Annotated in this window: 12 protein-coding genes; 5 read left to right on the top strand and 7 right to left on the bottom strand. The window is 72.0% G+C overall.

Going from position 1 to position 15086, the window contains the following annotated elements; all coding sequences use genetic code 11:
- The first annotated feature begins 156 nt into the window (after positions 1 to 156).
- The gene (locus tag COUCH_RS21915; RefSeq protein WP_249607047.1) at positions 157 to 726 is read left to right on the top strand and encodes a hypothetical protein; all 570 of its coding nucleotides are present in this window, start codon (positions 157 to 159) and stop codon (positions 724 to 726) included.
- Positions 727 to 781: 55 nt separating this feature from the next.
- Here COUCH_RS21915 and COUCH_RS21910 read toward each other — a convergent pair whose 3' ends face one another.
- The 4 genes from COUCH_RS21910 to COUCH_RS21895 all read right to left on the bottom strand — a co-directional run bounded on the left by COUCH_RS21910 (position 782) and on the right by COUCH_RS21895 (position 4624).
- Complete coding sequence (locus COUCH_RS21910) at positions 782 to 1156, bottom strand: hypothetical protein (protein WP_249607046.1); 375 nt, start codon at positions 1154 to 1156, stop codon at positions 782 to 784.
- Between the two features lie 134 nt (positions 1157 to 1290).
- Positions 1291 to 2205 (bottom strand): carbohydrate ABC transporter permease, encoded by a 915-nt coding sequence (locus tag COUCH_RS21905; RefSeq protein ID WP_249607045.1) that lies wholly within the window; start codon positions 2203 to 2205, stop codon positions 1291 to 1293.
- Entirely contained in the window at positions 2202 to 3143 is a 942-nt protein-coding gene (locus tag COUCH_RS21900; protein WP_249613782.1) for a carbohydrate ABC transporter permease, read from the bottom strand. The genes COUCH_RS21905 and COUCH_RS21900 overlap by 4 nt, the downstream gene beginning before the upstream one ends.
- Before the next feature lie 110 nt (positions 3144 to 3253).
- On the bottom strand, positions 3254 to 4624 hold the full coding sequence (locus tag COUCH_RS21895) for an ABC transporter substrate-binding protein (RefSeq protein WP_249607044.1): 1371 nt from the start codon (positions 4622 to 4624) through the stop codon (positions 3254 to 3256).
- A 380-nt stretch (positions 4625 to 5004) separates the two neighbouring features.
- Between COUCH_RS21895 and COUCH_RS21890 the strand changes: the two genes are divergently transcribed.
- Positions 5005 to 6864 carry a sensor domain-containing diguanylate cyclase gene (locus tag COUCH_RS21890; RefSeq protein ID WP_249607043.1) on the top strand — a complete coding sequence of 620 codons (1860 nt, stop codon included), beginning with the start codon at positions 5005 to 5007 and terminating at the stop codon, positions 6862 to 6864.
- A 2-nt stretch (positions 6865 to 6866) separates the two neighbouring features.
- On the opposite strand, the gene COUCH_RS21885 is transcribed toward COUCH_RS21890, so the two are convergent.
- Positions 6867 to 7550 (bottom strand): response regulator transcription factor, encoded by a 684-nt coding sequence (locus COUCH_RS21885; protein ID WP_249607042.1) that lies wholly within the window; start codon positions 7548 to 7550, stop codon positions 6867 to 6869.
- An 89-nt stretch (positions 7551 to 7639) separates the two neighbouring features.
- On the opposite strand from COUCH_RS21885, the gene COUCH_RS21880 reads away from it, so the two are divergent.
- The gene (locus tag COUCH_RS21880; protein ID WP_249607041.1) at positions 7640 to 10009 is read left to right on the top strand and encodes a GH32 C-terminal domain-containing protein; all 2370 of its coding nucleotides are present in this window, start codon (positions 7640 to 7642) and stop codon (positions 10007 to 10009) included.
- A 21-nt stretch (positions 10010 to 10030) separates the two neighbouring features.
- Here COUCH_RS21880 and COUCH_RS21875 read toward each other — a convergent pair whose 3' ends face one another.
- Positions 10031 to 10441, bottom strand: a complete 411-nt coding sequence (locus COUCH_RS21875; RefSeq protein WP_249607040.1) for a rhodanese-like domain-containing protein — start codon at positions 10439 to 10441, stop codon at positions 10031 to 10033.
- Positions 10442 to 10668: 227 nt separating this feature from the next.
- On the opposite strand from COUCH_RS21875, the gene COUCH_RS21870 reads away from it, so the two are divergent.
- Positions 10669 to 11136 (top strand): hypothetical protein, encoded by a 468-nt coding sequence (locus tag COUCH_RS21870; RefSeq protein ID WP_249607039.1) that lies wholly within the window; start codon positions 10669 to 10671, stop codon positions 11134 to 11136.
- A 1323-nt stretch (positions 11137 to 12459) separates the two neighbouring features.
- Here COUCH_RS21870 and COUCH_RS38925 read toward each other — a convergent pair.
- Entirely contained in the window at positions 12460 to 13416 is a 957-nt protein-coding gene (locus tag COUCH_RS38925) for a TetR/AcrR family transcriptional regulator (RefSeq protein ID WP_275979960.1), read from the bottom strand.
- 120 nt (positions 13417 to 13536) lie between these two features.
- Between COUCH_RS38925 and COUCH_RS21860 the strand changes: the two genes are divergently transcribed.
- On the top strand, positions 13537 to 15048 hold the full coding sequence (locus tag COUCH_RS21860; protein ID WP_249607038.1) for an MFS transporter: 1512 nt from the start codon (positions 13537 to 13539) through the stop codon (positions 15046 to 15048).
- Positions 15049 to 15086 lie beyond the last annotated feature (38 nt).

The following is a 15086-nucleotide window of genomic DNA, read 5'->3' as shown; positions in this document are numbered from 1 at the left end:
TCGTCCTCTCGTCCGGCGGTGTCCCCGCAAGCCTGCCATCCGGCGGTGATCCGGACCGGTCAGGGGCCGCAACCGGGAAACAGGGCGCCGGCAACCGTACGGCAACCGTCCGGCCGAAGCATCGAGATGTTCCCCCCGGACCAAGGAGTTCATCGGATGCGTATCCGTCGTACCGCCGTCGCCGCCCTGCTGGCCGCCGGCATCGTCGTTCCCGCGGTCTCGGCCGCCGCGATGGCCGCCCAGCCCGCCGCCAAGGCGCCCGGCGCCGCCGCGAGCGCGCACAAGGCGACCCCGAAGCCCAGCAAGACCGCCAAGACCCCCAAGCCGGTCCGCTTCACCGCCTCCGGCACCGTCACCGCCGTCGACGCCGAGGCCGGCACCGTCACCCTGCTGGCGAAGGGCGGCACCAAGGACGTGCGCAAGCGTACGGTCACCGTCGTCGTCCCGGCCAAGGCCTCGCTGCGGGTCAACGGCAAGAAGGTCACCCTCTCCGGGGTCGCCGCCGGTCAGCGCATCGAGGTCGTCGGGCGGCGCACCGGCGACGTCTACACCGCCGACGTGGTCCGCGTCTCGGGCAGGGCCGCGAAGCCGGCACCCAGCCCGTCGGTCACGCCCACCCCGACCGTCGAGCCGACCACCGAGCCCAGCGACGACCCCACCACCGAGCCGACCGAGGACCCGTCGGACGACCCCACCGTGGAGCCGAGCGCCGAGCCGACCGCCTGACCGGCGCCGCACGAGTGGAAAGGGGGACGCCGGACGGCGTCCCCCTTTCGCCGTGTCAGCGCTGCACCACCAGGCGGTTCGCCCGCAGGATGCGGGCCCACCACGGGCGTGGCGCGGCCGGCCGCAGCGGCGGCGGGGCGCCGGTGCCGGTGCCGCGCAGGCTCACCCAGCCGCCCGGGCCCATGCTCACCGAACCGATCGCGGGGCGCCGCCGCAGCGCCACGCCCGCGCCGAGCGCCGCGGCGGTCAGCGCGACGGTCGCCAGCGTGGCCACCCCGAGCGCGGTCACGTCGACGACCGGCCGGTAGCGCACCCCGCCGGGGCCGGTGACGTACGCACCGACCGTCCGGTCGCCGTTGCGGACCAGCACCACGCCGGTACGGGACAGCCGGTCCGCCTCCGGGGCGCCGGCCTGCGCGATGGTCACCATGGGGTCCTCCTGACGTCCCCACCGTCCTAGCACCGCCGGCGGCCCGCCTCGTAGGGCCGGACGGCCCGGACACGCCTCGGGCCCGCGACCGCCGCCTGCGACAGGCAGCGGGCACGGGCCCGTACGGCGGGTCGTCAGCCCTTGACGCTGCCCGCGAGCAGGCCGCGGACGAAGTAGCGCTGCGCCAGCACGAACACCGTCACGGGGACGATGATCGACACGAACGCGCCCGCCGAGAGCAGGTGCCAGGCGGTGCCCCGGGTGCCGCTCAGGTTGGCCAGGGCGACGGTGATCGGGGCGACCTTGTTGCCGCCGCCGGCGAAGGTGAGCGCGACGAGCAGGTCGTTCCACACCCAGAGGAACTGGAAGATGCCGAACGCGGCCAGCGCCGGGCGCATCAGCGGCAGCAGCACCCGGAAGAAGATCGCCACGTGTCCGGCGCCGTCCACCCGGGCCGCCTCGAGCAGGCCGGCCGGGATCTCCCGCATGAAGTTGTGCAGCAGGTAGATCGCGAGCGGCAGGCCGAAGATCGAGTGCGACAGCCAGATCGTCCAGAACGTGTTCGCCAGGCCGGCGTCCACGTACAGGGTGAGCAGCGGGATCAGCGTGACCTGCAGCGGCACGATCTGCAGGGCGAAGATCGCCAGGAACAGGATGTTGCGGCCGGGGAACTTGATCCACGCGAACGCGTACGCGGCGATCGTCGCCAGGCACAGCGGGATGAGCACCGAGGGGATGGTGATCACCAGCGAGTTGACGAAGTACGAGCCCAGCCCGGCCCCGCTCTCGGCGTCCAGCACCTGGCGGTAGTTGTCCATCGTGAGCTGCGGGTCGGAGAAGAACGTCCACCAGCCCGTCGTCTTGATCTGCCGCTGCGGACGGAACGACGAGACCAGCAGCCCGAACGTCGGCAGCGTCCACAGCACCGCGATGACGATCGCGGCGAGCGAGGCCCACGGCGAGGTGAGCTTGCGCTTGGCGACCGCGGCCGCCGTCGGCTTCTCGGCCTCCAGCACCGGCACGGTGGCCGGCGGAGTCGTGGTGGTCATAGCGCCTCCGAACGGCGGATCTGCCGGATGTTGTAGACGACGATCGGGATGACCAGCAGGAACAGCAGCACGGCCAGCGCGGAGCCGAGGCCCTGGTTGTCGCTGCGGAAGCTCTGGCTGTAGAACTCGTTGGCGATGACGCTGGTGTCGAACTGGCCGCCGGTCATCGTGCGCACGATGTCGAAGACCTTCAGCGTGCCGATGCCGATGGTGGTCAGCACCACGACCACGGCCGGGCGGATCGCCGGCAGCGTGACGAAGCGGAACATGCCCCAGGGGCCGACGCCGTCGAGGCGCGCCGCCTCGATGATGTCCTCCGGGATCGCCTTGATGGCCGCCGAGAGCACGGTCATCGCGAAGCCGGCCTGGATCCAGATCATGACCACGATCAGCAGGAACGTGTTCAGCGGCGAGGTGACCAGCCATTGCTGCGGGGTGCCGCCGAGCCAGACCAGCACCTGGTTGAGCAGGCCGATCTGCTTCACGTTGGCCTGGTCGGGGCGGTACTCGTAGACGAACTTCCAGATGATCGACGCGCCCACGAACGAGATCGCCATGGGCAGGAAGATCAGTGCCTTGGCGAACGACTCGAGCCGCGCCTTGTCGACGAGGATCGCGTAGAGCAGACCGACGCCGGTCGCGACGAACGGGGTGACGACGACCCAGAACACCGTGTTGCGCAGCACGGTCAGCTGGTCGCCGTCGGTGAAGATCGTCTTGTAGTTGTCCAGGCCGATGAACGCGTTGCCGGCCGCATTGAAGAACGACTCGTAGATGGTGCGTACGCCGGGGTAGACCAGGCCGACGAGCAGCATGACGAGTGTCGGCGCGAGGTAGGCGTAGGCGGTCAGGCGGTCCGCCCTGCGCCCGCGGAAGAAGGTGGCGGCGAAGAGGATCGCGCCCACCACCGCGGCGAAGAGCAGGATCGCCGCCACCATGAGGACGATCTTGCCGACGTTGGTGTCCGGGGTCGACACGTGACCCGTACCTCCTTGAAGAGAGGGGTGGGGCCGGTCACCTGCGGTGACCGGCCCCGGATGGTCCTAGCTCACTTGGCGGGCCACGCCTTTTCGATGTTGTCGACGGTGGTCTTGGTGTCCTGACCGGTGATCCAGCTCGTCGCCTGCTTCCAGAACGCGTTCGAGCCGACGGCGGCCGGCATCTGGTCCGAGCCGTCGAACCGGAACACCGTGTTCGGGTCCTTGAGGATCGTCGCGGCCAGCCGGTCGATCGGGTTGCTCAGGTTGTTCGGGTCGATGCCCTTGTTGGCGCTGACCCAGCCCTGCGACGCCTTGGCCTTGATGTTGGCCCAGGTGTCGGTCGACAGGTACGTCTGGAAGGCCTTGACCTCGGGACGGTCGGCGAACGCGAGGTTGAACTCGCCGCCGCCGAGCACCGGCTTGCTGCCGGCGTCCTTGCCCGGCATGTAGAACGCGAAGACGTCGCCGTCCTCGGCCACCTTGGTGTCCTTGTCGAAGTTCGCCGCGTAGAAGCTCGCCTGGTGGTGCAGCGAGCAGGTGCCCTCGGTGATGGGCAGGCCGGCGTCCTGGAACGTGGTGGTGGCGATGCTCTTGACGTCGCCGAGGCCGCCGTTGACGTACTTGTCGTTCTTCAGGTACGCGCCGACCGCGTCCAGGGCCGCCGTGGACTCGGGGCCGTTGAACGGGATCTCGTGGTTCACCCACTTGTCGTAGGTCTCCGGCCCGTAGAGCCGGAGCATGAAGTCCTCCATCCAGTCGGTGATCGGCCAGCCGGTGGCCTCACCGCTGCTGATGCCCGCGCACCACGGCTTCTTGCCGTCCGCGACCATCTTGTCCGACAGCGCCTTGAGCTCGTCCAGGGTGGTCGGGACCGTGTAGCCCTTCTCCTTGAACTCGGCGGGCGAGTACCACACCAGCGACTTCACGCTGGCGCCGGACGGCGCGCCGTAGAACTTGCCGTTGACGGTGGCGTAGCCCTTCCAGTCCTTGCCCCAGAACTTGTCGACGTTCGCGGCCACCTCGGCCGGCGCCTCGACGGCCTTGCCGGTGGCGACGAGCTGCTTGAGCAGGCCGGGCTGCGGCACGATCGCGAGGTCCGGCGGGTTGCCGGCCTTGGCGCGCACCAGGATCTGGGTCTCGAAGGACTTGTCGCCCTCGTAGTTGATCTTGACGCCGGTGCAGTCCTCGAAAGGCTTGTACGAGTCCTTGTACGCCTTGTCCTCCGGCGTGACGATGCCGGTGTACACCGAGACCGTCTTGCCCTTCAGGTCACCGTACGAGCTGAACTGCGCGCAGTCGATGGACTGCGTGGCCGTCTTGGAATCGTCGTTCGAGTCGTCACTTCCGCCACCGCAGGCAGCGATCCCGAACACGAGGCCCACGCCCAGCGTGCCGGCGAGTGCACCGCGCAGGCGCTGACTCCTGGAATGACCGAACATACCTCTCCCTATGTCACATCACGCCGGGGCGTGACAACACCGTCACCGTCTCCGGTTCCCCCGGCTGTCAGTCAAGAGCGGGTGGGCGGGTTTCGCAATGTTTCCGGTTGATCAACCAAGTAACGATTCGGCACCGGACCTGCGGCATCCTTAAACGGTTAAGAAAGCTTAAAGTGTTCTTGCGCTGACCGCGGGCACTTATCCAGCGGCATCCGTCGATGCCCGACCGTTTCGGGAACCGCAAGATTTTTCAGCCGGGGGCGCCCGCCCCGCGGGGTACCGCGATGGCATCCGGGGCGCACCGCAGCGGCAACCGGGACGCGGTTCAGTAGAGGCGCGGGACCATCGGCCGTCCCGCGCCGTGCCCCGGAGGAGGTCCCGTGCAGCGTGCGTACGGCCGCCGTCGCGACGACCCGCGCCCGTCGCGGCTCGCCCGTGCCGTCCTGCTGGACCCGCTGGTCCTCGTGGTGGCCGGCGTCGCCGCCGGGGCGATCTGCTGGCTGCTCGCCGGCCCCGGCGACCTGCGCACGGGCCTGCTGGTCCGCGCCGGCGCCGGAGTGTTCGCGACGGCGGTGCTGAGCGTGACCGCCCTGCGCGTCGCCCGGGCGCCCGGACTGAGCGTCGTGGCGCGCCGCTTCTGGCACGCCGCGTCCCTGATGGGCGCGCTGCTCCTGGTGGGCAACATCGCCCGCGGCGTCGTCGCGGTCACCGGCTCCGGCGCGCCCACGGTGGCCGACGGCGCCGTCCAGCGCGCCTGCATCGCCGCCGGGGTGGTGGTCCTGCTCGTGCTCGCCGTGACGTACCGCCGGCCCGCCGGCCGCCCGGCCGAGCTGCCCTTCGTGCTCGACGGCGCGGCCATCGTGGTCGCCGCGGTCGTCGTGATCTGGTTCATGGCGGACCGGGCGCTGGCGCACGGCGTGCCCCGGCTCGCCGCCCTGACGGCGGGCGCGATGGCGCTGGTCGTCGCCGCCGCGGTGGCCCGCCTCGTCGCCTGCGGCTCGAGCCCGATGCGGCCCGGCGCGGCGGTGCCCGTCCTCGCCTCGATGGCCCTGCAGTGCTTCAGCGGCGGGCTGCTGCCGATGGGCTCCGGCTCCCGGGTCCAGCTCGCCGTGCAGGTGGCCTCCGTCGCCCTGGTCGCCGTGGCGCCGCGGGTCAACGAGATCCTCGACCGCCACGTCGCCGCCGGGCCGTGCCGCCGGCAGCGCTCGCGCGGGCTGCTGCCGTACGCGATGCTCGCGGTGGTCTTCCTGGTCCTGCCCGCCGCCCTGCCGCACGGCCTCGGCACGACGGCCGTGCTGAGCCTCGCCGGCCTGTTCGTGAGCACGGCCCTCGTGGTCGCCCGCCAGCTGCTGGCCTCGGGCGAGAACGAGACGCTGGTGAGCCGCCTCGACGCCAGCCTGCTGACCGTCTCGCGGCAGGAGGAGCGGGTCCGCCTGCTGCTGGAGTACTCGACCGACATCACCTCGCTGATCGACGCGGGCGGCGCGATGACCTACGTGACCCCGGCGACCCGCGCGCTCGGCTACGAGCCGGACCAGCTGCTGGGCGTCCGCGTGGTCACGCTCATCCACGACGACGACCTGCCCGGGCTCTGGCCCGAGCTGCGGCAGCTGATGGCCACCCCCGGCGCGACGTACACATACCAGGCGCGCTACCGGCACGCCGACGGCTCCTGGCGCTGGCTGGAGGTGATGAGCCGCAACCTGACCCACGAGCCGAGCGTCGGCGCCGTGGTCAGCAACGCCCGCGACGTCACCGAGGCGCGCGAGCTGCAGGACCGGCTGCGCCACGAGGCCACCCACGACCCGCTCACCGGCCTGGCCAACCGCAAGCTCTTCGGCGACCGGCTCGCCGAGGAGGCCGGCCGCGGCGTCGCGCTGCTGCACGCCGACCTCGACGGCTTCAAGCCGGTCAACGACACGTACGGCCACCACGTCGGCGACGCGGTGCTCGTGGAGGTCGCCCGGCGGCTGCGCGCGGCCCTGCCGCCGGACGCCGTGCCGGCCCGCCTCGGCGGCGACGAGTTCGCGGCGCTGCTGCCCGGCACCGGGGCACCGGCCGCCGAGGAGACCGCACGACGCTTCCGCGCCGCCCTGGACCTGCCGGTGCACGTGCACGGGCACACGCTGAGCCTCGGCGCCAGCGTCGGCGTGGTGGCGGGCGCGGCGGTCGAACCGGAGTCGCTGCTGCGCGCCGCGGACGAGGCGATGTACCGGGTCAAGCACGGCGCCCGCCGCTGACCTCAGCGCAGCACGGCGCGCAGCGCGTACCCGAACCCGCGGTGGGCCACCAGCAGCGGCGGCCCGAGCCGCTCCAGCTTGCGCCGCAGGATCCCCACGTACGTGTCGACGACGTGGACCCGGGTCGCGGTGCCGGCGCCCCACACCGCCTCGTGGATCTGCCCGCGCGGCAGCACCACGCCGGGGTGGCACAGGAAGTAGCGCAGCAGCTCGAGCTCGGTGGGCGACAGCGGCACCCGGTCGCCGGCCCGGCGCGCCTGTCCGGAATCGAGGTCCAGCTCCACGTCGGCGTAGCGCAGCACCCGCGCCTCGGACCGGTCCGCCCGGCCCAGCAACGCCCGCACCCGCGCGAGCAGCACCTCGACGTCGAACGGCTTGGTGATCCAGTCGTCGCCGCCGTACGCCAGCCCGGCGATCAGGTCGGCCCGGGCGTCCCGGGCGGTCAGGAACACCACGTCGGCGCCGGAGCCCTCCTCGCGCAGCCGCCGGCACACGTCCATGCCGTTGCCGTCGGGCAGCGTCACGTCGAGCAGCACCACGTCCGGCCGGCGCTCGGCGGCCTTCGCCACGGCCTGCGCGGCGGTGCCGGCGGTGTCCACCGCGAAGCCGTGAAAGGTCAGCACCGTGGCCAGCATGTCCACGATGTTCGGCTGGTCGTCGACGACGAGGATGCGCGCGCCGGTCATCTCAGGCCCATCAGACCACAGGGGCCGCAGAACCCGGCCGGTGTTCCCGAAGGGTGGTGCGAAGACATCGACCGATGGTGATATGAGGGATGCGTCTGCGTGGTCTGTCCGTCCTCGTCCTGATCGTCGCGATCGCCGTCGTCGTGCCGGGCCGCCCGGCCGTCGCCGGCCTCGCGGGCGACTACCCCGAATACCCGTACGCGCCGACCACGTACGCGGAGCCGTACCGCGGCCAGTTCCACTTCAGCGCGGCGAGCGGCTGGATGAACGACGTGAACGCCCCGCTCTACGCCGACGGCGTCTACCACCTGTTCTTCCAGCACAACCCGCACGGCCTGCAGTGGGACACCATGCACTGGGGACACGCGACCAGCCCCGACCTGGTGCACTGGACGCAGCGGCCCGTCGCCCTCGAGCCCGGCGTGCACCCCGGCGACCTGTTCTCCGGCGGGGGAGTCGTGGACACGGCGAACACCTCGGGGCTGCGGACCGGCGACCGGGCCCCGATCGTCGTGTTCACCGGCACCGACGGGGTCAGCGTCGCGTACAGCAACGACGGCGGGGAGACGTTCCAGCCGTACGACCACGGGCGCAAGGTCATCACCATGCCGGCCGAGAGCCGCGACCCCAAGGTGTTCTGGCACGAGCCGACCCGCCGCTGGGTGATGGTGGTGTGGTCCGGCGCGGGCGGCAACGCGGCGCACCTCTACACCTCGCCCGACCTTCTCACATGGACGTTCCGGAGCCGGTACGCGGCCGACTGGCTCTTCGAGTGTCCCGACATGTTCCCGCTGCGCGCCGACGGCGACGGCGCGACGAAGTGGATCCTCAACGACGCGAGCGGCGAGTACGTCGTCGGCTCCTTCGACGGCACGTCGTTCACGGCCGACTCGCCGGCGCCGAAACGCATGGACGAGGGCGACACCCGCTTCGACGGCAGCTGGTACGCCGGGCTGACGTACAGCAACCTGCCGGACGGCCGGACCGTGCAGATGGCGTGGATGCCGGGCAACCACGGCAGCGTCTGGACCGGCAGCGCCACGTTCCCGGTGGAACTGGGGCTGCGCACGTACCCGGACGGGCTGCGGGTGACCCGGACGCCGATCGCCGAGCTCGACACCCTGCGCGCAGCCGGGACACAGTGGACCGGGCACACCCTGACCGGGAACCCGGCAGCCGATCCGCTGCGCACGGCCGCGGCCGACGCGTACGAGCTCACCGCCGAGTTCGACACGGGCACCGCCACGGCCGCCCGGTTCGGGTTCCGGCTCGGCGTACGCCCCGACGGCAGCGCCACCCGCGAGGTCGCGTACGACCGGGCCGCGGGCACGCTCGACGGCGCGGTGCTGCCCCCGGACGACGGGCGGGTCCGGGTGCGCATGCTCGTCGACCGCGGTCAGGTGGAGACCTTCGGCAACGAGGGGCGCGTGTCGGTCACCCGTACCGCCGCCTTCGACGCCACCGGCGTGCGCACCTTCGCCGAGGGCGGCTCGGTCCGCCTGGTGTCGCTGCGCCTCACGCCGCTGCGCTCGGCCTGGGGCGCCGGCGAACCGACGCTGCGCTCCGACGTCGCCGGGCCGTGGCACGCCGCCGGCGGGACCTGGACCGACACCTCCGACGGCAAGCGCGGCGAGGCCACCGGCGACGGCTTCTACCTGGGTGCCACCACCGGCAGCGACTTCACGTACGACGCCGACGTGCGGCTCGACACCGCGATGGCGGCCGGCATCACCTTCCGCGGCGCGTACACGCTCAATGTGGACGTCGGGGCGGGACTGATGAAGCTGTGGCGGCCCGGACGCGACATCGCCACCGCGGCCGCACCCGTGACCCGCGGCCGGTTCCACCACCTGCGCGTCGTGACCCGGGGCGACCGGTTCCGCGCGTACCTGGACCAGAGCGGCACGCCGCTGATCGACGCCACCGACGACGCGTACGCCTCCGGCGCCTTCGGGCTCAACGTGTTCCGGGGCGCGGCCGTGCTGCAGAACGCCCGGATCGGCGCGGCGCCCTGGCGCCAGGACGTCGGCGGCACGTGGAGCCCGGCCGGAGGCGCGTGGACGGCACCGTCGGGGCGCAGCACCGGGGACGGCTTCTACCTCTCCGACCGCACCGGCCGCGACTTCACCTACGAGGCCGACCTGCGGGTGGTCGCCGGCCGGGCCGCCGGCCTGACCTTCCGCGGCACCCCGGACGCGAGCGCCCACTACACCGCGAACATCGACACCGACGGGTACGTCAAGCTGTGGCGGCCGGGGCGCGACATCGCCGTGCAGCCCGCGGCCATCGTGCCCGGACGGACGTACCACCTGCGGGTCGTGGCGGCCGGCCCGCAGTTCGAGGTGTCCCTCGACGGCTCGGCGGTCATCCGGGCCACCGACGACGCGTACGCCGAGGGCCGGTTCGGGGTCAACGTGTTCGACGGCAGCTGCCTGATCGAAGGCGTGAGCGTGCGCTGACGGCCCGGGGCCGGGCGGGAGTCACTCGCGCACGTCCGCCGGACCGGTGGTGACCGGCAACCCGGCCGCGAGCCACGCCTCGACGCCGCCCACCAGGTCGGTGGCCCGGTGCAGGCCGACCTCGCGCAGGCTCGCCGCCGCCAGGCTCGAGCTGTAGCCCTGCCGGCACACGACCACGACGAGCAGGTCGTAGCCGGTCGCCTCCGGGATGCGGCTGTCCGACGCCGGATCGAGCCGCCACTCGAGCACCGTCCGATCGATGACGATCGCCCCCGGCAGCTCCCCCTGCCGCGCCCGCTGCCGATCGGTCCGGGTGTCGACGAGCAACGCCCCGTCGGCCACCGCCGCCCACGTCTCGCACGGATCGAGCCGCCGCATCTTGGCCCGCGCCTGCCGCAGAACCTCGTCCACCCCGCCGACCGTCGTCCTCATCCCATGATCATGCCCGCCCGCCCGTCCGTCCGTCCGCCCGTCCGTCCGCCCGCCGTCCGGCCGCCGGTTGGTGGTCCGCGGGTCGCGCGTTCTTGGTCGCCCCGTGGCTCGCGCGCGCGTCCGTTGGTGGTCTGTGGGTCGCGCGTCCGTGGGTTGCCTGCCCGCCGCATGCACGCCCACCTCCCGCTGGGGCGGCATCGCGGCGTGCCTGACGCTAGAGTGGCGCGATGCCGGGGGAGATCGTCACCGCTGTCACGTCCCTCGGCGGCGTCGCCCTCGGCGGCGGTCTGTCCTATCTGGTGCAGACGAACACGCAGCGCATGACCGCCCGTACCGAGCAGCGCAAGCAGGACGCCGCCCGGGCCGAGAGCAGACGCGCCGAGCGGCTCACCCACCTCGAGCGGTTCATCGCCATGGCCGCCGACGCGGAGCGCATCGCTTTCGAACGCCCGGACGACTGGGTGCCCGGCGACGCATGGTCCGACGCGACACAGGCGGTGACGAACCGGCTCTGGGTCACCGAACGCATGCTGCAGGTGCTGTTCCCGGCGGACGTGCACGCCGCCGCGCGAACGTACTACTTCAGCATCAACCGGGCCGTGTGGGACGGCGTACCGGACCTGGAAGCGTTCTACCCGGAGCTCGACGGCCTGCGCGACGCGTTCCTCGCCGCGGTGCGGGAGGGCCTGGGCTGACCGCTCGCCAGCCGTCGTCGCGACAGAGGCGCAACGGGCACGGCCGGGTCGGCGAGCTTCGCGGGTCGGACGATCGCGGCTGACGTGGTGTTGGCCCTGCCCCCGGGTTTTCTCGGGCTTGTCGTGGTGGCCGGTTGGGGTGGTTGCTCGTACGTCGACGTGGTGTCGGCGCTGCCTCCGGACCTTCTCGGGCTTGTCGTGGTGGCCGGTGGGGGAGGTTGCGCGTACGTCGACGTGGTGTCGGCGCTGCCTCCGGACCTTCTCGGGCTTGTCGTGGTGGCCGGTGGGGGAGGTTGCGCGTACGTCGACGTGGTGTCGGCGCTGCCTCCGGACCTTCTCGGGCTCGTCGTGGTGGCCGGTGGGGGAGGTCGTCCGCACGTCGACTTGTGCTGCACCGTCGGCGGGAGCGGTGGCGGGGGGCGGGTAAGCGCGCTGCTCGGCCGGCAGGTCGTCGCCTCCGTGGCGAGGCGGGACGATACCTTCCTCGCCGGAGTCAGGCGCAATCGTGCGCTCTGCCGCAGATCGAACGGTCGTGCCGGGGGAGCTGAGGCCGTCGGGTGCTGGCCGGTGACCCGCCCCTCTGCCCGGACGCACGCATGGCCGATCCCGCCGGGCCGTTCCGCCCGTGGCTGTCGAACCGTGCGTAGACCCAGCCGTCGGCTCGGCGTCGGGCGCCAGCGTGTGCTGGACGGGCCAGCCCTCCGCGCGCTCTTCCATCCGCCGGGCCGCGTCCCAGTCGCTGTGCAGGCGACGCAACTTCGCGGCGTGCCTTCGTGCCAACCCCCACGCCCGATGACGTGCGTGCTCCCGGCGGAATTCCTCCCGCCCCTGAGAATAGGTGCGGGACGCGGTCCGGTCACGCATGGCGGCCAATTCCGCCGTCGAGAACAACTGAAGCTGCCGCACATATGGATTGTTCCGCAGTGTTCCGCTTGGGTCCACTGAACGATCACCCGGAAAAAGCGGCGAGCGTCATAGTGAAATGGGTGCCCACCATCGGTACGTTCAATGCGCAGTGCGAGGAATTCCTGTGATGCGATGGACTGCATGAGTCCCTGGAGGAGAGGTAGGTGCCCAAGTGTGCAGGGTCGGTGCGTCAGCGGATGACGTCCTTGCCGGTTCCGGTCAGCTGCACGAATAGCGTGGTCATGACGGGCGGCTCATTGACTGCTGCGGGTTCATATTGGTGCCGATATTCGGTAGAGCGTAAGGACCTGTGGTCGGCGTGGGCGTGCATTGATTCATCGCGAGATCTTAGCTGAGTAGCAATCGCAATGTTTCAGGTCGAGGGCGGCGCGTGTTGAATTCCGGTAACTCGGCGGTTTACGGTCGGTCGGGGGCCAGGAGCGCGTTGACCAGGTCCGACAAGGGCTCGCGCAGATCTTCTTCGGTGGCCGTCGCCAGTGGCTCCACGCTCACCGTCGAGCGCAGCAGCGTCATGCCGAGGGCGGCGGCCAGCACGATCTGGGCTCGCAGCACTCGACCCGGGACGTCGGTCCCGGCTCCGGGCGCAGCGTCGGTCCCGGCTCCAGCGGTGGCGGTCCCGGCTCCGGGCGGGCCGTCGGGCCTGGCCTCGGGTGCGGCGTCGGTTTCAGCCCCGGATGCGACGTCGGGCCTGGCCTCGGGTGCGGCGGCGGTCCCGGCTCGGGGCGGGCCCTCGGATGGGGCGGCGGCCCCCGTGTTCGGTGTGGGCCGGGGGGTTGCGGTTCCGGCCGCGGCGGCCGCCATGCGTTCGCTGATTGCGTGGATGAAGTCGCGGCGGATGGCGTCGGCGCGGGCGTCGCCCGAGGTGCGCAGCAGGAGCAGGAGGGCGTCCGGCGGGGGGCTGTCGGGGCTCGATCCGGCGATGCGGTGGGCCATTGCGGGTCCGATCGCCTCGAGGGTGGTGTCGTCCGCGTCGCGGCGCAGGTCGGTGACCGCGGCGGTCAGGCAGGCCTCGAACAGGCCCTCCTTGGAGCTGAAGTAGCGGCTGATGAGGGCCACGTTCACGCCCGCCTCGTCGGCGATGTCGCGCACGGTCGTGTGCCCGTACCCGTCGCGGGCGAAGCGGGCGCTCGCCGCCTCGAGCAGCGCCTGGCGGGTCTGGGCGGCGTTGCGGCGGCGTGCCGGCTTGCCGCCCGCGGTGCCGCTGGCGGCGGTGCCGGCGGGGGCAGAGCTGGCGGGGGTGCCGGCGGGGGCGGAGCTGGCGGGGGTGCCGGCGGGGGCGGAGCTGGCGGCGGTGCCGGCGGGGGCGGGGCTGCCGGCGGCAGTCGCGGCGGTCGAATCTGGGCCTGGTGCCACGGGCGTCCTCTCGTCGGGACGAAGCCTAGCGGGCCGCGGTGTGACGTAAACATGCGTTGACTTGGTCGGGCGGCGGATCATAATAAGTAAGCAAGCGTTTACATCTAGCCGAGGAATCCCATGACCCAGATCGTCGAGCAGCCCGCCCCGGCCGGCTCCGTCCCGCCCGGCGGGCTCGCCCGGCACGGCAACCTGCTCGTGCTGTACCTGTCGCTGGGTGGCCTGGCCTTCGCCGTGCTGCAGTCGATGGTGGCGCCCGCCCTGTCGACGATCGGCCGCGACGTCGGCGCCTCCACCGGCGCCACCAGCTGGGTGATCACCGCGTACCTGTTGTCCGCCTCGGTCCTGACGCCCATCCTGGGCCGGCTCGGCGACATGATCGGCAAGCGCCGCGTGCTGATCGGCGTCCTGGCGGTCCTGGCCGGCGGTACCCTGCTCTCCGCCGTCGCGCCCACCCTGACCGTGCTGATCGCCGGCCGGGTGCTGCAGGGCGCCGCCGGCGCGATCCTGCCGCTGTCGATCGGCATCGTGCGCGATGAGCTGCCCCGGGAGAAGGTCGCCGTCACGGTCGGCATGCTCTCGGCGATCTTCGGTATCGGCGCCGGCGTCGGCATCGTGGCCGCCGGCCCGATCGTGGAGCATCTGTCCTGGCACTGGCTGTTCTGGCTGCCGCTGGTGCTCGTCGTGATCGCCCTGCTCGGCGCGGTTTTCGGCATGAAGGAGTCGCCGGTGCGCACCCCCGGCCGGCTCGACGTGCTCGGCGCGGGGATCCTGTCGGTGTCGCTGGTGGCCCTGCTGCTCGCCATCAGTGAGGGACAGAAGTGGGGCTGGGGCGACGCGAAGACCATCGGCCTGCTGGTCCTGGGTGCCGTCATGATGGTCGTCTTCGTCGCCGTCGAGTTCCGCGTCAGCGAGCCGCTCATCGACATGAAGCTGATGAGGGTGCGCGGCGTGTGGGCCACCGATCTGGTCGCGCTGACCCTCGGCTTCGCGATGTTCGGCACCTTCGTCCTGTTGCCGACGCTGCTCCAGCTGCCCGCCGCGACCGGGTACGGCTTCGGCAAGTCGGTGTCGCAGTCCGGGCTGTTCCTGCTGCCGACCGTCGTCGTGATGGTGATCTTCGGCCCGATCGCCGGCATCCTCAACCGCCGGTACGGCCCCAAGCTCCCGCTCTTCCTCGGCACCGCGCTCGTGGTCGTGGCGTTCGTGCTCCCGGCCGTCGGCCACGGCGAGGTCTGGCAGGTCCTCACGTTCGGCGTGCTCACCGGCGCCGGCATCGGCCTGGCGTTCGCGGGCATGTCCAACGCCATCATCGAGAGCGTTCCCGCGACCCAGACCGGCGAGGCGACCAGCGTCAACACCATCGCCCGGACGATCGGGAGCAGCATCGGCACCGCGGTCATCGCGGCGATCATCACCTCCCACTCCACCGCGCGGGGCCTGCCCCTGGACAGCGCCTTCACCACCGGCTTCTGGGCGTGCGCCGGCGTCGCGGTCCTGGCCGTCGCGGCCGCCCTCGCGCTGCCCTCGGCGCACAAGCGCCACGAGCAGGCGGTCGCCCTGGGCGTCAGCGACGTCCCGGACGAGCCCGGGGAGCTGCACATGCCGCTGCTGCACCACGGCAAGCACTGACCGCCCGCCGGTTGGCATATCGACCTTGATCGACGTCG

Origin of the sequence: Couchioplanes caeruleus, from assembly GCF_023499255.1 — a bacterium.
Classification (GTDB): domain Bacteria; phylum Actinomycetota; class Actinomycetes; order Mycobacteriales; family Micromonosporaceae; genus Actinoplanes; species Actinoplanes caeruleus_A.
This window is presented reverse-complemented; position numbering and strand designations above follow the sequence as displayed.